This is a genomic window from Streptomyces sp. NPDC026246, assembly GCF_055567995.1.
The window spans coordinates 22,889-39,632 of sequence record NZ_JBVHPJ010000020.1 but is presented as its reverse complement, the minus strand read 5'-3'; the positions used below and the strand labels follow the sequence as shown (position 1 = coordinate 39,632).

Annotated in this window: 16 protein-coding genes and 1 pseudogene; 11 read left to right on the top strand and 6 right to left on the bottom strand. The window is 73.6% G+C overall.

Annotated features, from left to right (window positions below; translation table 11 throughout):
• The first annotated feature begins 51 nt into the window (after positions 1 to 51).
• From ACZ4M5_RS32890 to cobC, 5 genes and pseudogenes are all read left to right on the top strand, one after another.
• Positions 52 to 2,130 carry a putative cobaltochelatase gene (locus ACZ4M5_RS32890; RefSeq protein ID WP_467742429.1) on the top strand — a complete coding sequence of 693 codons (2,079 nt, stop codon included), beginning with the start codon at positions 52 to 54 and terminating at the stop codon, positions 2,128 to 2,130.
• Entirely contained in the window at positions 2,130 to 2,738 is a 609-nt protein-coding gene (cobO, locus tag ACZ4M5_RS32885; protein ID WP_467742427.1) for a cob(I)yrinic acid a,c-diamide adenosyltransferase, read from the top strand. Before ACZ4M5_RS32890 ends, cobO begins: the two co-directional genes overlap by 1 nt.
• Complete coding sequence (locus ACZ4M5_RS32880) at positions 2,735 to 4,183, top strand: cobyrinate a,c-diamide synthase (protein ID WP_467742425.1); 1,449 nt, start codon at positions 2,735 to 2,737, stop codon at positions 4,181 to 4,183. Before cobO ends, ACZ4M5_RS32880 begins: the two co-directional genes overlap by 4 nt.
• Positions 4,184 to 4,215: 32 nt before the next feature.
• Positions 4,216 to 4,575 (top strand): annotated as a pseudogene (locus ACZ4M5_RS32875) (cobalamin biosynthesis protein); the annotation flags it as partial.
• Positions 4,576 to 4,630: 55 nt separating this feature from the next.
• Positions 4,631 to 5,686, top strand: a complete 1,056-nt coding sequence (cobC, locus tag ACZ4M5_RS32870; RefSeq protein WP_467742423.1) for an Rv2231c family pyridoxal phosphate-dependent protein CobC — start codon at positions 4,631 to 4,633, stop codon at positions 5,684 to 5,686.
• Positions 5,687 to 5,833: 147 nt separating this feature from the next.
• Here the strand turns inward: cobC and ACZ4M5_RS32865 are convergent, their stop codons facing one another.
• Together ACZ4M5_RS32865 and ACZ4M5_RS32860 are read right to left on the bottom strand one after the other, a co-directional pair.
• Positions 5,834 to 6,745: an SCO1860 family LAETG-anchored protein gene (locus ACZ4M5_RS32865; RefSeq protein WP_467742421.1), complete on the bottom strand. Its 912-nt coding sequence runs from the start codon at positions 6,743 to 6,745 to the stop codon at positions 5,834 to 5,836.
• Between the two features lie 166 nt (positions 6,746 to 6,911).
• Positions 6,912 to 8,003 (bottom strand): amidohydrolase family protein, encoded by a 1,092-nt coding sequence (locus tag ACZ4M5_RS32860; protein ID WP_467742418.1) that lies wholly within the window; start codon positions 8,001 to 8,003, stop codon positions 6,912 to 6,914.
• 128 nt (positions 8,004 to 8,131) lie between these two features.
• Here ACZ4M5_RS32860 and ACZ4M5_RS32855 point away from each other — a divergent pair, with 128 nt between their 5' ends.
• The 6 genes from ACZ4M5_RS32855 to thpD all read left to right on the top strand — a co-directional run bounded on the left by ACZ4M5_RS32855 (position 8,132) and on the right by thpD (position 13,450).
• Positions 8,132 to 9,232 carry a pyridoxal-phosphate-dependent aminotransferase family protein gene (locus tag ACZ4M5_RS32855; RefSeq protein WP_467742416.1) on the top strand — a complete coding sequence of 367 codons (1,101 nt, stop codon included), beginning with the start codon at positions 8,132 to 8,134 and terminating at the stop codon, positions 9,230 to 9,232.
• Between the two features lie 139 nt (positions 9,233 to 9,371).
• The gene (locus tag ACZ4M5_RS32850) at positions 9,372 to 9,899 is read left to right on the top strand and encodes a DinB family protein (RefSeq protein ID WP_467742414.1); all 528 of its coding nucleotides are present in this window, start codon (positions 9,372 to 9,374) and stop codon (positions 9,897 to 9,899) included.
• A 342-nt stretch (positions 9,900 to 10,241) separates the two neighbouring features.
• On the top strand, positions 10,242 to 10,748 hold the full coding sequence (gene ectA / locus ACZ4M5_RS32845; protein ID WP_467742411.1) for a diaminobutyrate acetyltransferase: 507 nt from the start codon (positions 10,242 to 10,244) through the stop codon (positions 10,746 to 10,748).
• Between the two features lie 55 nt (positions 10,749 to 10,803).
• Entirely contained in the window at positions 10,804 to 12,075 is a 1,272-nt protein-coding gene (ectB, locus tag ACZ4M5_RS32840) for a diaminobutyrate--2-oxoglutarate transaminase (RefSeq protein ID WP_467742406.1), read from the top strand.
• 55 nt (positions 12,076 to 12,130) lie between these two features.
• Positions 12,131 to 12,529 carry an ectoine synthase gene (locus ACZ4M5_RS32835; RefSeq protein WP_383504109.1) on the top strand — a complete coding sequence of 133 codons (399 nt, stop codon included), beginning with the start codon at positions 12,131 to 12,133 and terminating at the stop codon, positions 12,527 to 12,529.
• Between the two features lie 6 nt (positions 12,530 to 12,535).
• Positions 12,536 to 13,450, top strand: coding sequence for an ectoine hydroxylase (gene thpD / locus ACZ4M5_RS32830; RefSeq protein ID WP_467742404.1), 915 nt, complete (start codon positions 12,536 to 12,538; stop codon positions 13,448 to 13,450).
• A gap of 92 nt (positions 13,451 to 13,542) precedes the next feature.
• On the opposite strand, the gene ACZ4M5_RS32825 is transcribed toward thpD, so the two are convergent.
• The 4 genes from ACZ4M5_RS32825 to ACZ4M5_RS32810 all read right to left on the bottom strand — a co-directional run bounded on the left by ACZ4M5_RS32825 (position 13,543) and on the right by ACZ4M5_RS32810 (position 16,661).
• Positions 13,543 to 14,595, bottom strand: a complete 1,053-nt coding sequence (locus ACZ4M5_RS32825) for an aminotransferase class V-fold PLP-dependent enzyme (RefSeq protein WP_467742402.1) — start codon at positions 14,593 to 14,595, stop codon at positions 13,543 to 13,545.
• 95 nt (positions 14,596 to 14,690) lie between these two features.
• A complete protein-coding gene (locus ACZ4M5_RS32820) occupies positions 14,691 to 15,428 on the bottom strand; it encodes a DsbA family oxidoreductase (protein ID WP_467742400.1) in 738 nt (245 codons plus the stop codon).
• Between the two features lie 89 nt (positions 15,429 to 15,517).
• The gene (locus ACZ4M5_RS32815) at positions 15,518 to 16,012 is read right to left on the bottom strand and encodes a GNAT family N-acetyltransferase (protein WP_467742398.1); all 495 of its coding nucleotides are present in this window, start codon (positions 16,010 to 16,012) and stop codon (positions 15,518 to 15,520) included.
• Positions 16,013 to 16,052: 40 nt separating this feature from the next.
• On the bottom strand, positions 16,053 to 16,661 hold the full coding sequence (locus tag ACZ4M5_RS32810) for a DUF1349 domain-containing protein (RefSeq protein WP_467742396.1): 609 nt from the start codon (positions 16,659 to 16,661) through the stop codon (positions 16,053 to 16,055).
• Between the last annotated feature and the right edge of the window lie 83 nt (positions 16,662 to 16,744).

The following is a 16,744-nucleotide window of genomic DNA, read 5'->3' as shown; positions in this document are numbered from 1 at the left end:
CCCGCGGGCCCAACACCCCGAACGCACAGGCACCTTGGAGGGCGACGACCAGTGACCACCCCGTTTCCGTTCACCGCCGTGGTCGGCCAGGACGATCTGCGGCTCGCGCTGCTGCTGAACGCCGTGTCACCGGCGGTCGGCGGCGTGCTGGTGCGCGGCGAGAAGGGCACCGCCAAGTCGACGGCCGTGCGGGCGTTGTCGGCGCTCATGCCGCAGGTCGACGTCGTCCCCGGCTGCCGCTTCTCCTGCGACCCCGCCTCCCCCGACCCCGCGTGCCCGGACGGACCGCACGCGCCGGGGACCGCCGGTGCGCACCGCCCCGCCCGCATGGTCGAACTGCCCGTCGGCGCCTCCGAGGACCGGCTGGTGGGCGCGCTGGACATCGAGCGGGCGCTGTCGGAGGGCGTGAAGGCGTTCGAGCCCGGCCTGCTCGCCGACGCGCACCGCGGGATCCTCTACGTCGACGAGGTCAACCTGCTGCACGACCACCTGGTCGACCTGCTGCTCGACGCGGCGGCGATGGGTGCCTCGTACGTGGAGCGCGAGGGCGTCTCCGTGCGGCACGCGGCCCGGTTCCTGCTGGTGGGCACCATGAACCCCGAAGAGGGCGAGCTGCGGCCGCAGTTGCTCGACCGGTTCGGTCTGACCGTGGAGGTCGCCGCCTCCCGCGACCCCGACCAGCGGGTGGAGGTCGTACGGCGCCGGCTGGCCCACGACGACGACCCGGCCGCCTTCGCCGCGCGCTGGGCCGACGAGGAGGCCGAGGTGCGGGCCCGCATCACCGCCGCCCGGGAGCTGCTGCCGTCGGTGCGGCTGGGCGACGGGGCGCTGCGGCAGATCGCGGCGACCTGTGCGGCCTTCGAGGTGGACGGCATGCGCGCCGACATCGTGATGGCCCGGACGGCGACCGCGCTGGCCGCCTGGGCGGGCCGTACGGACGTGCTGGCCGAGGACGTCCGGCAGGCGGCGCTGCTCGCGCTCCCGCACCGGCGCCGTCGCAACCCCTTCGACGCGCCGGGTCTGGACGAGGACAAACTGGACGAGACCCTGGAGGAGTTCTCCGACGACGACCCGGACCCCGACCCGGACCCCGACCCCGACCCGGGTTCGAACGGACCCGACGGTCCGGACGGCGGCGGCCCGGACGGCGGCGGCCCCGACGGCGGCGGCCCGGACGGCGGGGGCGGTGGCCGGCCCGAGCCCGCGGAGGACGCCCCGCGGCAGGGCGACGGCGCGGCGGACTCCGCCGCGCCCGAAGAGGACGGGCGGCCGCAGCGGCCCGGGGCCGGCGAGCAGTCGGCCGTGGGCGCCGGCGAGCCGTTCCGCACCAAGGTGCTGAGCGTGCCCGGTCTGGGCGAGGGGGCCGCGGGGCGGCGTTCACGGGCGCGCACCGAGCACGGGCGGACGACCGGGGCCCGCAGGCCGCGCGGCACGCTGACCAAACTGCACCTGGCGGCGACCGTGCAGGCCGCGGCGCCGCACCAGCGCTCCCGCGGCAGGTCCGGGCCGGGTCTGGTGGTGCGCCGGGACGATCTGCGGCAGGCCACCCGCGAGGGCCGCGAGGGCAACCTCGTGCTGTTCGTCGTGGACGCCTCCGGGTCGATGGCGGCCCGCAAGCGCATGGGCGCGGTGAAGGGAGCCGTGCTGTCGCTGCTGCTGGACGCCTACCAGCGGCGGGACAAGGTGGGCCTGGTGACCTTCCGGGGCTCGGGCGCGGACGTCGCGCTGCCGCCGACCTCGTCGGTGGACGCGGCGGCGGCCCGTCTGGAGACGCTGCCGAGCGGCGGCCGCACCCCGCTGGCCGCCGGGCTGCTGCGCGCACACGACGTGCTGCGGGTGGAGCGGCTGCGGGATCCGGCACGGCGGCCGCTGGTCGTGGTGGTGACGGACGGCCGGGCGACCGGCGGCCCGGAGCCCGTGGCGCTGGCCGGCCGGGCGGCCCGGCTGTTCGCGGCCGAGGGCGTCGCGTCCGTGGTGGTGGACTGCGAGTCGGGGCCGGTGCGGCTGGGGCTCGCCGGGCGGCTCGCCGGTGAACTGGGCGGGACCGCCGTGACGTTGGACGAGCTGCGGGCCGACTCGATCGCCGGGCTGGTCAGGGATGTGCAGGGAACTTCGAGGAGGGCCGCGTAATGCCGCAGGGACAGCCGAGTGTCGTTCCGGACGACGGTCTGACGACCCGTCAGCGTCGGAACCGGCCGCTGGTCATGGTGCACACGGGCGTCGGCAAGGGCAAGTCCACCGCCGCCTTCGGGCTCGCGCTGCGGGCGTGGAACCAGGGGTGGCCCGTCGGGGTGTTCCAGTTCGTCAAGTCGGCGAAGTGGAAGGTCGGCGAGGAGAACGCGCTGAAGGTGCTCGGCGCCTCCGGCGAGGGCGGCTCCGTGGCGTGGCACAAGATGGGCGAGGGCTGGTCCTGGGTGCAGCGCGGCCTGCAGGGTGACAACTCGAGCAACGAGGAGAAGGCCCGGGAGGGCTGGGAGCAGGTCAAGCGCGACCTGGCGGCGGAGACCTACCGGCTGTACGTGCTGGACGAGTTCGCCTACCCGCTGCACTGGGGGTGGATCGACCCGGCCGAGGTCGTCGACGTGCTGCGCCACCGGCCCGGGACCCAGCACGTCGTGATCACGGGCCGGAACGCGCCCGCCGAGCTCGTCGACTTCGCGGATCTGGTGACCGACATGTCGAAGGTCAAGCACCCGATGGACGCCGGGCAGAAGGGGCAGAGGGGCATCGAGTGGTGACGTCGTCCTCGTCCGTCCCCCGGCTGGTCGTCGCCGCGCCCTCCTCCAGGAGCGGCAAGACCACGGTGGCCACGGGACTCATGGCCGCGTTCGCCGCGCGGGGGCTCGCCGTGTCCCCGCACAAGGTCGGTCCCGACTACATCGACCCGGGGTACCACGCGCTCGCGACCGGGCGGGTGGGACGCAACCTCGACGCGTACCTGTGCGGTCCGGACCTGGTCGGTCCGCTGTTCCGGCACGGGGCCCGCGGGTGCGACATCGCCGTCGTCGAGGGCGTGATGGGGCTGTACGACGGGGCGGCGGGGCAGGGCGAGCTGGCCTCGACGGCGCACGTGGCGAAGCTGCTGCGGGCGCCGGTGGTGCTGGTCGTGGACGCGTCGTCGCAGTCCCGGTCGGTGGCGGCGCTGGTGCACGGGTTCGTGTCCTGGGACCCGGAGGTGCGGGTCGGGGGCGTGATCCTGAACAAGGTCGCCACGGACCGGCACGAGGACCTGCTGCGGGAGGCGCTGGAGCACGTGGGGGTGCCCGTGCTGGGGGTGCTGCGGCGGGCACCGCAGGTGGACACCCCGTCCCGGCACCTGGGTCTGGTCCCGGTCGCCGAGCGGCGTGCGGAGGCCCTGGCGGCCGTCGGGGCGATGGCCGCGCAGGTGGCGGCCGGATGCGACCTCGACGCGCTGGCCGCGCTGGCGCGCACGGCGGGAGACCTGCCCTGTGCGCCGTGGGACGCGGCCGGGGCGATCGCCGGCACCCTGCCCGACGGGACGACCGGGGCCCGGTCCGGTGGCGGTGCCGGGAGTGCGTCCGGTGCCGGGGCGGCCCTCGGTTCGCCGAGGAAGGGCGCCGCGCCGCGGATCGCCGTCGCCGGCGGACCCGCGTTCACCTTCTCCTACGCCGAGCACGCCGAGCTGCTGACGGCCGCCGGCGCCGAGGTCGTACCGTTCGACCCCCTGCGGGAGGGCGAACTGCCCGATGGAACAGGGGGGCTGGTGATCGGAGGCGGGTTCCCGGAGATGTACGCCTCGGAGCTGTCGGCCAACGAACCGCTGCGCAAGGCCGTCGCCGTCCTGGCGGAGAGCGGGGCGCCGGTGGCCGCCGAGTGCGCGGGGCTGCTGTACCTGTGCCGGGAGCTGGACGGCCTGCCGATGTGCGGGGTGCTGGACGCCGGGGCGCGGATGACGGAGCGGCTCACACTCGGGTACCGGGACGCGGTGGCCGTGGGCGACAGCGTCCTCGCGGCGGCGGGAACCCGGATGCGGGGGCACGAGTTCCACCGGACGGCCGTCGAGCCCGGCTCGGGCGCCGAGCCCGCGTGGGGTCTGCTCGGTGCCGAGCGCCGGGTCGAGGGGTTCGTGCGGGGCTCGGTGCACGCCAGCTATCTGCACACCCACTGGGCGGCCGAGCCGGGGGTCGCCCGCCGGTTCGTGGAGAGGTGCCGCCGCTCATGAGCGGCGTCGGGCCGACGGGCGCGGGGGCTCGCGTGGTCGTCGGGGTCGGCGCGTCGAAGGGGGTACCGGCCGCGGAGGTGCTCGCGCTGATCGAGGCGGCCCTGCACGAGGCCGGGCTTCCCCTCACGTCCGTCGCGGAGCTCGCCACGGTCGAGGCGAAGGCCGGGGAGCCGGGGATCAAGGGGGCGGCGCGGCGGCTCGGGGTACCGCTGGTGACGTACCGCGCCGGGGAGCTGGCCCGGGTCCGCGTGCCCCACCCGTCGGACGCGGCACGCACCGCCGTGGGCACGCCCTCCGTCGCGGAGGCCGCCGCCCTGCTGCGCGGCGGCGCGCTCCTCGTCCCCAAACGCAAGGCAGCGCGGGCGACCTGTGCCGTGGCACGGCTCGACGGCGCGGACACCGGCCGGACCACCGATGGCCACCACGAGCGAGGGCACGGGCACACGGATGCGTACTGAGAGCGGGCACGACCTGCGCCACCACGGGGACGCCGAGGTGCGGGGCGACGGCGGTGCGCTGGTCGACCTCGCGGTCAACGTCCGCGCGGACACACCACCCGCGTGGCTGCTGGAGCACCTCACCGCCTCGCTGACCGGCCTGGCCGCCTACCCGGACGGACGGGCGGCCCGGGCGGCGGTGGCGCGCCGGCACGGCGTGCCGGCGGAGCGGGTGCTGCTGACGGCCGGCGCCGCGGAGGCGTTCGTACTGCTGGCCCGGGCGCTGAAGGTGCGGCGGCCGGTGGTGGTGCACCCCCAGTTCACGGAGCCGGAGGCGGCCCTGCGGGACGCCGGGCACACCGTCGGCCGGGTGCTGCTGCGCGAGGAGGACGGCTTCCGGCTCGACCCGGCCGCCGTCCCCGAGGACGCGGACCTGGTCGTGATCGGCAACCCGACGAACCCGACCTCGGTGCTGCACCCCGCGGGCACGATCGCCGCCCTCGCCCGGCCCGGCCGGGTGCTGGTGGTGGACGAGGCGTTCATGGACGCGGTCCCGGGCGAACGCGAGGCGCTGGCCGGGCGCGTCGACGTGCCCGGCCTGGTGGTGCTGCGCAGCCTGACCAAGACGTGGGGCCTGGCCGGGCTGCGGGTGGGTTACGTGCTGGCGGCGCCGGAGATCGTCGAGGAGCTGGAGCGGGCGCAGCCGCTGTGGCCGGTGTCCACACCCGCGCTGGCGGCCGCCGAGGCGTGCGTGGGGCCCCGGGCGCTGGCGGAGGCGGCCCACGCCGCGCACCGCATCGCCGCGGACCGCGCCCACCTCGTGGCGGGCCTCGCCGGGCTCGCCCCTGCGGGACTGCGCGTCGCCGGACCGGCCGAGGCGCCCTTCGTGCTGATCCGCCTCCCCGGGGCGGCCGCCGTACGCAGCCGCCTGCGCGACGTCGGGTACGCCGTCCGCCGCGGCGACACGTTCCCCGGCCTGGACGACCGGTGGCTCCGGCTGGCGGTCCGCGACCGCGGAACGACGAACGGCTTCCTGGCGGCCCTGCGAGGCGTGCTGGAGGACTGACACGGGCAGGCAAGCGGCACGTGGTCCCCGAGGGGGACACCGTCCGGCTGCCGAGGAGCTGGACGCGACGAGTCTGCTCGGCGTGCGCACGGATCCGCCTCCGGCCGGTCGGCCGTGACCGGCTCCCGCCCACGGGATCCGGCCCGATCACCCCCGGCGGCGGGACAGGGCTACCGCGGCTCCGCCCGCTGCCAGGAGGGCGAGGGCGCCCGCCGCCACGTACGGCGTCGTCGAACTGCCGCCCGTCTCGGCCAGGTTCTCCTCCTTCGTGGCCCCCTGCGGCTCCACGGCGGCCGGTGGGGCGGCGGACGCGGACGGGGGCTGCTCCGCCGCAGCGGGCCGGGGGGTCTCACAGGTCGCCTCGGCCAGGGTGAGGGTGCCGTCGACCTCGGCGACGTTCAGCTTCAACGGGTTGACGGAGATCTTGAGTTCGAGGGCCGTGGCGGCCGCCGAGCGAGCCGTCGTGCGGTTGTGGGACAGATCGAGCCGGACCTCGCCGACACCGGGCACCTTGACGTCGGTGGGGCCGCCGGCGGTGAGGTTCACGCGCTTGCCGAGCACGGTCACCGAGCCGGGCAGGTCGGTCGTGGCCACCGGCTTCCTCCCGACCTCGCAGGTGGCCCTGGACGTGACCTGCTCGACCTCGATGACCGACAGCAGCGGCAGCCCGGGGACGTGCAGACGGGCGTGGGCGAGGGTGGCGGACGCCTCGGCCTTCGTGGCGCTCGTGGTGGCCGTCGCCCGGGCCGCCTCGGCCCGCAGCACACTGAACGGCCGGCCGCCGTCCACCGCGTCGAGGTCGGCCGTCAGCACGCTCTTCTCGGCGCTCTGCGGGGCATGCACCTCGTTGAGGGACACGGCGAGCGGGACGTTCACCGACTTGTTCAGCAGGGAGACGTCCAGGCCCGTGCGCAGGACGGCGGCGCTCGCGCGGCCGTGGTCGCCGGTGGCGTGCGCCGGGCTCACGCCGGTCAGCACCACGGCCCCGGCGGCGAGGGCCGTGGCCGTGGTGACGGTCGCCAGTCGGCGTGCGGGCATGCGGAAGCAAGGGCTGTTCACGTGGGGACTCCTGGAAAGACAGGCTCGGGACCCGCAAAGAATCGCCCCGGCGCGCGGGCGGCGTCAGCGATCCGCCCCGGCTTCACTCCAACGTGGTGAGACCGTGGATGTTTTCGAATCTCCCGGCACAGGCGTTCCCCGCCGTCACCCGGGTGGCCGGGGAACCTCAGCCCACCACACGCCCGTTCAGCACCACCCGGCGCGGTGCGGCCAGGACGCGCACGTCGGCCCGCGGGTCCTCGTCGTAGACCACGAGGTCGGCCGGGGCCCCCTCCTCCAGGCCGGGGCGCCCGAGCCAGGAACGGGCCGTCCAGGTGCCCGCCGCCAGGGCGTCCACGGGCGGGATGCCCGCGGTGACCAGTTCGGCGACCTCGGCCGCCGCGAGACCGTGGGCCAGCGCTCCCCCGGCGTCGGTGCCGACGAAGACCGGGATGCCGGCGTCGTAGGCGCCCCGCACGGTGTCGTAACGGCGTTCGTGCAGCCGTCGCATATGGGCCGACCAGCGCGGGAACTTGCCCTCGCCGCCGTCGGCGAGCTGCGGGAACGTCGCGATGTTCACCAGGGTCGGCACGATGGCCACACCCCGCTCGGCGAACAGCGGGACGAGGTCGTCGGTCAGGCCCGTGGCGTGTTCGATGCAGTCGATGCCGGCCTCGACGAGGTCCCGCAGGGAGTCCTCCGCGAAGCAGTGGGCGGTGACGCGGGCGCCCAGCCGGTGGGCCTCGGCGATGGCCGCCTCGACGGCCCCGCGGGGCCAGCAGGCGGACAGGTCGCCCAGGTCGCGGTCGATCCAGTCGCCGACCAGCTTCACCCAGCCGTCGCCGCGCCGGGCCTCCTGGGCCACGTACGCGACCAGGTCCTCGGGCTCGATCTCCCAGGCGTAGTTGCGGATGTAGCGGCGGGTGCGGGCGATGTGCCGCCCGGCGCGGATGATCTTCGGCAGGTCCTCGCGGTCGTCGATCCAGCGGGTGTCGGAGGGCGAGCCGGCGTCGCGGATCAGCAGCGTGCCCGCGTCCCGGTCGGTGAGGGCCTGCTTCTCGGCGACGTCCGCGGGCACCGGGCCGTGCCGGTCCAGCCCGACGTGGCAGTGCGCGTCCACGAGCCCGGGCAGCGCCCAGCCCCTGACGGTGCGCACGTCCGCGGCCCCGGCCGGACGGTCGTAGGTGACACGGCCGTCGACCACCCACAGCTCGTCCCGGACGTCCTCGGGCCCGACGAGCACCCGTCCCCTCACGTGCAGCACCGCGCGTTCGCTCATGCACCGCACCTTAGTGAGCTGATCCGACCGCCCCGAAGGGGGCCGGGGCCGGACCTCGCCGCGTGAGGGGACCACGGCCGCCGGTTACCCTCGTTGCCGTCGAACCTGTGAGTGAAGAGAGCATTGCCGTGACGCATCCGTTTCTGGACCTGGCCCCGCTCGGCGCGGACCGTTTCGCCGCGATCGAGGACCGGGTGGCCCGGCTGCTGAGCACCGAACAGGACGTCGTGATCATGCAGGGCGAGGCGCTGCTGCCGCTGGAGGGCGCGATCCGCGCCACGGCCGGTCCGGGCACCACCGCGCTGAACGTGATCACGGGGCCGTACGGGCAGACCTTCGGCGACTGGCTGCGCGACTGCGGTGCGACGGTGATCGACCTGGCGGTTCCCTTCCACACGGCGGTCACGGCCGAGCAGATCCGGCAGGCCCTCGCCGAGCACCCGGAGATCGACTTCGTCTCCCTGGTGCACGCGGAGGCCGCCACCGGCAACACCAACCCGGTCGCGGAGATCGGCGAGGTGGTCCGCGCGCACGGGGCGCTGTTCTACCTGGACGCGGTGGCCTCCATCGGCGCCGAGCCGGTGCTGCCGGACGCCTGGGGCGTGGACCTGTGCGTGATCGGCGCGCAGAAGGCGATGGGCGGCCCGGCCGGTGTGTCCGCCGTGTCGGTGAGCGAGCGCGCCTGGGCCCGGATGGCGGCCAACCCGCGGGCTCCGCGCCGGTCGTACCTGTCGCTCCTCGACTGGAAGGAGCGGTGGATCGACGGTGGGCGCAGGGCCCTGCTGCACGCCCCCGCGCAGCTGGAGATGCTGGCGCTGGAGGCGTGTGTGGAGCGGATCGAGGCGGCGGGCCTGGACGCGGTGATGGCGCGGCACGCCTCGGCCGCGGCGGCCACGCGCGCCGGGGCGGTGGCGCTCGGGGGCGGCCTGGCGCCGTACGTGCACGAGGCCCGGGACGCGGCGCCGGTCGCGACGACGCTGCGCGCCCCGGCGGACACGGTGGCCTCGGAGCTGGTGGCGCGGGCCCTGGCGGCCGACCCGGCGGTGCCGCTGGCCGCGGGCGGGGGCGCGCTGACCAAGGAGATGATCCGGGTCAACCACTACGGCGCGGACGCGACGCCCGGAGCCGTGCGGTCGAGCCTGGCGGCGCTGGGCGGGGCGCTGGCGGAGTCCGGCCTGACGGTCGACGTGGAGGGCGCGCTCCGCGCGGCGGAGCGGGCGTGGCGATAACCACCCGTTGACCCCACCCGGGGTGGTGGCTGACGGCGATCCTCGGGGACCAGGGCGGGTGGCGTACGTACTGGCCCGGAGCCTGCGGGCCGCGAGCACGGGCGGACGCGTTGTCAGTGGGGCGTGGCATGCTCCCGGGATGAGTACCGACTCCCCCCTCACCCTCCCCGACGGCCGGCCCGTCCCGCGTACCACCGGTGACGAGCGGGCCATGCTCGAGAGCTGGCTGGACTTCCACCGGGCCACCCTGGAGCTGAAGTGCGCCGGGCTGGACGACGCGCAGGTGCGCACGGCCGCGGCGGAGCCCTCCTCCCTGACCCTGCTCGGGCTGGTGCAGCACCTCGCCGAGATCGAGCGGAACTGGTTCCAGCGCGTGGCCGGCGGTCTGGACGTACCGCCCGTCTTCGAGGACGGCACGGGCTACGCGCTGGATCCGGCCCGGGGGCTGGACGAGGCGCTCGGGATCTGGCGGCAGGAGATCGCCCGGGGGCGGGAGCTGTCGGCCGGACTGCCGCTGGACCACGTCGGCCGGGTGGCCGAGGGCCCGGTGCCCGGGATGGAGGTCAGCCTGCGCTGGGTCCTCATCCATCTGATCGAGGAGTACGCGCGGCACAACGGACACGCGGATCTCCTGCGCGAACGCATCGACGGAGTGACGGGCGCCTGAATTCCGGATGCCTGCGTGATATCGGATCCGTGTAAGGTGGCGCACACAATTCAAAATTCTTTCGGGAAGAGCCGACCACATTCTTCTGCCCGCTTTTCCCGGTCCTAAACGCGTAGATTTCGAGGACCTTTCGCGAGGCAATTCCGACGCCTCGCGTGAAGGCCACATGGTTGTGACGCGTTACACAACCTGCCCGTTTTGCCTGGAATTTTCCCCGCGAACTCGGACATCTTGCCGTGGCCTGAGGTCGATCTACGCGCCCGCGTGATAACACGAGTCGCGCCCATATGTAACCCCCTCCCCCGATGCATTTTTGAATTCGGCTGGGTAAGTTCGATTCGCATGACCGCCGTACAAGCAGACCTGCAGATCAACCGACCGACGGTGGCCGACGGAGCCGCACTGTGGCGAATGGCCAAGGACTCGAAGGTTCTCGATGTGAACTCGTCCTACAGCTATCTGCTGTGGTGCCGCGACTTCGCAGCCACGTCGGCCGTGGCCCGTGACGAACACGGCGAGCCGATCGGTTTCGTCACCGGGTACGTGCGGCCGGACAGCCCGCGCACCCTGCTGGTCTGGCAGGTGGCGGTGGACGAGACCCACCGCGGACGCGGACTGGCCGCCGCGCTGCTCGACGGACTGGTCGCGCGGACCGCCGCCGAGCAGGGGGTGACGACGGTGGAGACCACCATCACCCCGGGCAACACCGCCTCCGAGCGCCTGTTCACGTCCTTCGCCGAGCGCCACGGCGCCGGGCTGGAGCGCGAGGTGCTGTTCGAAGCGGGCCTGTTCCCCGACGGGCCGCACGACGCCGAGGTCCTGTACCGCATCGGCCCGCTGCCCCACTGACTTCCCCGCCCCACTCCCGCCAAGACTTCCCCCACGCACCGAGGAGCGATTCGTCGTGACCATCACCCAGCCCGACCTGAGCGTCTTCGAGACCCTGGAGTCCGAGGTACGCAGCTACTGCCGCGGCTGGCCCACCGTCTTCGACCGTGCGGTGGGCAGCCGCATGTACGACGAGGACGGCCACGAGTACCTCGACTTCTTCGCCGGAGCGGGGTCACTGAACTACGGGCACAACAACCCCGTCCTCAAACGAGCGCTGATCGACTACCTGGAGCGGGACGGCGTCACGCACGGGCTCGACATGTCGACCACCGCCAAGCGCCGCTTCCTGGAGACCTTCCAGAACCTGCTGCTGCGCCCGCGTGACCTGCCGTACAAGGTCATGTTCCCGGGCCCGACCGGCACCAACGCCGTGGAGTCCGCGCTGAAGCTGGCGCGGAAGGTCAAGGGCCGCGAGGCGATCGTGTCGTTCACCAACGCCTTCCACGGCATGTCGCTCGGCTCGCTGGCCGTGACCGGCAACGCCTTCAAGCGGGCCGGCGCCGGCATCCCGCTGGTGCACGGCACCCCGATGCCGTTCGACAACTACTTCGAGGGCCAGGTCCCGGACTTCCTGTGGTTCGAGCGGCTCCTTGAGGACCAGGGTTCCGGCCTGAACAAGCCGGCCGCCGTGATCGTCGAGACTGTGCAGGGCGAGGGCGGCATCAACGTGGCCCGGCCCGAGTGGCTGCGCGCGCTGGCCGACCTGTGCGAGCGGCAGGACATGCTGCTGATCGTCGACGACATCCAGATGGGCTGCGGCCGCACCGGTGCGTTCTTCTCCTTCGAGGAGGCCGGCATCACGCCGGATATCGTCACCGTCTCCAAGTCCATCAGCGGCTACGGCCTGCCGATGTCGCTGTGCCTGTTCAAGCCGGAACTCGACGTCTGGGAGCCCGGCGAGCACAACGGCACCTTCCGCGGCAACAACCCCGCCTTCGTCACGGCCACCGCGGCCCTGGAGGCGTACTGGGCCGACGGCTCGGCGATGGAGAAGCAGACCCGCACGCGTGGCGAGCAGGTCGAGCAGGCACTGATCTCCATCACCGAGGAGAACCTGGCCGACGTGAAGGAGTACCGGGGCCGCGGCCTGGTGTGGGGCATGGAGTTCCACGACAAGGCCCGCGCCGGCAAGGTCGCCAAGCGCGCCTTCGAACTCGGACTGCTCATCGAGACGTCCGGCCCGGAGAGCGAGGTCGTCAAGCTGCTCCCGGCGCTGACGATCACCCCCGAGGAACTGGACGAGGGCTTGACCACCCTGGCCCGCGCCGTCCGCGAGACCGCCTGACCCACCGGCACCACAGCACCACAGCACCACCCCACCTAGGAGGCATCGCAGCACCGTGATTGTCCGTTCGTTCAAGGAGATCGAAGGCACCGACCGGCACGTGAAGGCGGCGTCCGGCACGTGGGAGAGCAAGCGCATCGTCCTCGCCAAGGAGAAGGTCGGCTTCTCCCTGCACGAGACGATCCTCTACGCGGGTACGGAGACGTCGATGTGGTACGCGAACCACATCGAGGCGGTCGTCTGCGTGGAGGGCGAGGCCGAGCTGACCGACCACGAGACCGGGCTGACGCACACGATCACGCCCGGCACGATGTACCTCCTGGACGGCCACGAGAGGCACACGCTGAAGGTCAAGGAGGACTTCCGCTGCCTCTGCGTGTTCAACCCGCCCGTGACCGGTCGGGAGGACCACGACGAGAACGGCGTCTACCCGCTGCTCACCGAGGAGGTGTGACGTTTCATGACCGCCACCACCGACACGACCACCACCACCGGCACCCCCGACCTCTACCCGACGCGCGGCGCCTCCGAGGTGCTCACGCCCCGGCAGGACCCGGTCGTCTGGGGCGCACCCGACGCCCCGGGCCCGGTCGCGCCGGCCGACCTGCTGTCGTTCGAGCGTGACGGCTTCCTCGCCGTCGACGAGCTCATCGGCGAGGACGAGGTCTCCGTCTACCGCAACGAGCTGAACCGGCTGGTCAACGACCCGGACATCCGTGCCGACGAGCGGTCGATCGTCGAGCCGAAGTCGCAGGAGATCCGCTCGGTCTTCGAGGTCCACAAGATCAGCGAGGTGTTCGCGCGGCTGGTCCGCGACGAGCGGGTCGTCGGCCGGGCGCGGCAGATCCTCGGCTCGGACGTCTACGTCCACCAGTCGAGGATCAACGTCAAGCCGGGGTTCGGGGCGAGTGGCTTCTACTGGCACTCGGACTTCGAGACGTGGCACGCCGAGGACGGGCTGCCGCGGATGCGCACGGTGTCGGTCTCGATCGCGCTGACCGAGAACTACGACACCAACGGCGGACTCATGATCATGCCGGGGTCGCACAAGACGTTCCTCGGCTGCGCGGGGGAGACGCCGAAGGACAACTACAAGAAGTCGCTGCAGATGCAGGACGCGGGGACGCCGTCCGACGAGGCGCTGACCCGGTTCGCCACCGAGCACGGCATCAAGCTCTTCACGGGCAAGGCCGGTTCGGCGACGTGGTTCGACTGCAACTGCATGCACGGCTCCGGCGACAACATCACGCCGTTCCCGCGCAGCAACGTCTTCATCGTGTTCAACAGCGTGGAGAACACGGCGGAGGAACCGTTCGCCGCCCCGGTCCGCCGACCGGAGTTCATCGGGGCGCGGGACTTCACGCCGGTGCGGTGATCACCGACGGCGGTGACGCAACCGCGTGACTCGGCTGCCGGGTGGGGCCTCCTCGTGTGGGACGGGAGGCCCCACCCGGTTTTCGTGTGCCCTCATGCCCGAAGGGCGTCCAGCAGCCGGTCGACGTCCGTCGCCGTGTTGTAGAGGTGGAACGCGGCCCGCAGATTGCCCGCCCGGTCGGAGACCTCGATGCCCGCCCGGCTCAGTTCGCCCTGCCGGTGGCCGAGCCCGGGCACGGACACGATCGCGGAGCCCGGCGCGTCGACGGGCGGGTGACCCAGCTCGGCGAGTCCGGCGCGGAATCGGTCCGCGAGGGCGGTGTCGTGGGCGTGCACGGCGTCGACGCCGATCTCCTCGATCAGTTCCAGTGACGCGCGCAGCCCGGCGTAGCTGAACAGGGACGGGCTGATGTCGAAGCGCCGGGCGGAGCGGGCCGGTTCCTCGACCGGGCCGTAGCAGCTCTCCCAGGGGACCTCGCCGGCGACCCAGCCCGCCAGCAGCGGGGTGAGCCCGCCGAAGCCGGCGGGGACGACGAAGAACGCGGCGCCGTGCGGCCCGAGGAGCCACTTGAAGCCGACGGCGGCCACGAAGTCGTCGGCGTCGCCGTCCAGGGGCAGCCAGCCGGCGGACTGGGAGGCGTCGACGTAGGTGCGGGCCCCGTGCGCCCGGGCCGCCTCGCGCACGGCGGGCAGGTCCGCGAGCCGCCCGTCGGCGGACTGGGCGGCGCTGACGGCGACCAGCGCGGTGCCGGGCCGGACGGCTTCGGCGAGCCGCTCCAGGGGCACGGCCCGCACCTTGAGGTCGCCGCGGACGTGGAAGGGGTTCACCAGGGACGAGAAGTCGCCCTCGGCGGTGAGGACTTCGGCTCCGGAGGGCAGCGACGCGGCGATCAGCCCGCCGTACTCGGCGACCGAGGCGCCGGTCGCGACGCGGGTCGCCGGCACGCCGGCCAGCCGGGCGAAGGACGCGCGGGCGGCCTCCACGTGCTCGTACAGGGGACCCAGGGGCGTGCCCTCGGCGCGCATCCGCACGGCCTGCTGCATCGCGCTGACGGTACGGGCGGGCAGCAGGCCGTTGCTCGCGGTGTTGAGGAAGGTGTGCTTCGGGGTGAACTCGGCACGGACGAGGTTCTCGAAGGTCTCCATGGGACCACTGTGCGTCCCCCGGGTCTCCCCGTCCATTGCCGAATTCTGCGTGACTTTCCCAAGCAACGCTTATGTATGGGCTCCGAGCTGGGCTTTCACCGCTGCGGCACCGCGCACCCGTCGGGTCCGCAGGCGTCCGCGCCCCCGGCATCCAGGCTCCCGGCGTCCTCACCGGTGACCACGGTCAGCGGGGCGGGTTCGCCGTAGGCCTGGGTGAGGGCCCGAGTGAAGACCTCGGCGGGCTGGGCGCCGGAGACTCCGTACCGGCGGTCGAGCACGAAGAACGGGACGCCGTTCGCCCCGAGCTGGGCGGCCTCGCGCTCGTCGGCGCGCACCTCGTCGGCGTAGGCGCCCGGGTCGGCGAGCACCGCGCGCACCGCGTCCGCCTCCAGGCCGGCGGCGACGGCCAGCTCCACCAGGCGCTCGTCGTCGTCGAAGACGGACCGCTCCTCGGCGAAGTTGGCCCGGTACAGCAGGTCCAGCAGCTGCTCCTGGCGGCCGTGGTCCTTGGCGAAGTGGAGCAGGCGGTGCATGTCGAAGGTGCTGCCGTGGTCGCGGCCGCGGGTGCGGTAGTCGAGTCCCTCGGCGGCGGCCTGCGCGCCCAGGTTGTCCTCGCCGGCCTCGGCCTGTGCCGGGCTCATGCCGTACTTCGCGGTGAGCATCGTGATCACGAGCTGGACGTCGCCCTTGGCTCGGCCCGGGTCCAGCTCGAAGGAGCGGTGCACCACCTCGACGTCGTCGCGGTGCGGGAAGTCCCGCAGCGCCTTGTCGAAGCGGGCCTTGCCCACGTAGCACCAGGGGCAGGCGATGTCGCTCCAGATCTCGACGCGCATGTGTCGGCTCTCTCCAGGTCGTGCGGGTACGGAGACTCCCTCCGCCGGTGCCTGAACGTTCAAGCAGTGGTGCGTATTCCCCGGCCCGCTCACGCGCCGGACAGGGCGAGCCGCATCCGCAGGTGGTGCTCCCCCGGCCCGGCCGGCTCGGGCACCCAGCCCTGGCGCCGGTAGAACGCCTGCGCCCGCAGGTTGTCCACGTGCACGTCGAGGACCGCCGTCCGCCTGGCGTCGGCGCGCCACTCCTCCAGGCAGGCGGCGTGCAGGGCGGTGCCGACACCGCGGCGCCAGTGGCCGGGGTCGACGTGGAACTGGAACAGCGTGACCTCGTCCGCCGGGGCGCCCTCGGCCGTCCGGAAGGACGCGAGGCCGGTCATGCGCCCCGCCTCGACGACGCAGAGCACCCGTCCCTCCGGCCGGGTGAGCGCCGACCGCCAGGCCGCGTGCCAGTCGGTGCCGTCCTGCGGGACCCCGTCGGGGTAGTACGTCGCCCGGGCCCGCGCGTGCAGCGCGACGACGTCGGCCAGCTCGGCGGGCAGGACGCTGCGGACGACCCGGCCGGGGCTCATTCGATCACCGATCATGGAACCGAGGACGTGGGCGGAGCGGGCCGCGGTTCCCGGCTCAGCTGCCGTCGCGCAGGTCGTCCGGCCAGTGGGGGCGGAAGGCGAGGTGATCGTAGGTCACCACGCAGCCCTCCCCCATCGGCGACTGGGTCATGAACCCGACGAGGGCCGCGCCGGTCTCCTTCTCGTCGCCGAGGGTGAACAGGCGGACGAAGGTCCAGTGTTCGCCGTCCCGCGAGGCGTGGAAGGCGAAGGCCCGGCCGGTGCGGCTGATCCGCAGCCAGACGGAACTGCCGTCCACGGTGAAGGAGTTGGCGTCGTCGGAGTGGCCGCGCGTGACGACCGTGCAGACGGTGGGGACGTCCGGGGAGTACTCCAGGCAGAGTTTGGCCCAGGCCCGCTCGGCGACGTGCACGTACAGCACGCCGGCGTCGAAGGCGGCCCCGAACCCGACCGTGACCCGGGCGATCAGCTGGAAGTCCCCCTCGGGCGCACCCAGCAGCCGCGGCGCGTCCGAGGCGGGGTCCAGGCCTTCCCCGGTGGGCGGCACGAACCGGTCCTGCCGCGCCCCGGCCCACCCGGTGAGCACCCCGTCCTCGTAGGACCAGTGGGCCTCGGGGCCGTACGTGCGCAGGAGGAAAGGAAGTTCGGGAAGTTCCAGATCCATTCGGCTCACTCTTCCAGACGCGCCCTTCGGGGGCGCGGGGAACTGCGGGAACGACCACGACGCACCGGCAGCCCGCGGTCCGC

Excerpts from the sequence above, each read along its gene's own strand:
- cobO (WP_467742427.1), top strand. The coding sequence starts at position 2,130 with ATGCCGCAGGGACAGCCGAGTGTCGTTCCGGACGACGGTCTGACGACC.
- cobC (WP_467742423.1), top strand. The coding sequence starts at position 4,631 with ATGCGTACTGAGAGCGGGCACGACCTGCGCCACCACGGGGACGCCGAG.
- ACZ4M5_RS32860 (WP_467742418.1), bottom strand. The coding sequence starts at position 8,003 with ATGAGCGAACGCGCGGTGCTGCACGTGAGGGGACGGGTGCTCGTCGGG.
- ACZ4M5_RS32850 (WP_467742414.1), top strand. The coding sequence starts at position 9,372 with ATGAGTACCGACTCCCCCCTCACCCTCCCCGACGGCCGGCCCGTCCCG.
- ectA (WP_467742411.1), top strand. The coding sequence starts at position 10,242 with ATGACCGCCGTACAAGCAGACCTGCAGATCAACCGACCGACGGTGGCC.
- thpD (WP_467742404.1), top strand. The coding sequence starts at position 12,536 with ATGACCGCCACCACCGACACGACCACCACCACCGGCACCCCCGACCTC.
- ACZ4M5_RS32825 (WP_467742402.1), bottom strand. The coding sequence starts at position 14,595 with ATGGAGACCTTCGAGAACCTCGTCCGTGCCGAGTTCACCCCGAAGCAC.
- ACZ4M5_RS32820 (WP_467742400.1), bottom strand. The coding sequence starts at position 15,428 with ATGCGCGTCGAGATCTGGAGCGACATCGCCTGCCCCTGGTGCTACGTG.
- ACZ4M5_RS32815 (WP_467742398.1), bottom strand. The coding sequence starts at position 16,012 with ATGATCGGTGATCGAATGAGCCCCGGCCGGGTCGTCCGCAGCGTCCTG.
- ACZ4M5_RS32810 (WP_467742396.1), bottom strand. The coding sequence starts at position 16,661 with ATGGATCTGGAACTTCCCGAACTTCCTTTCCTCCTGCGCACGTACGGC.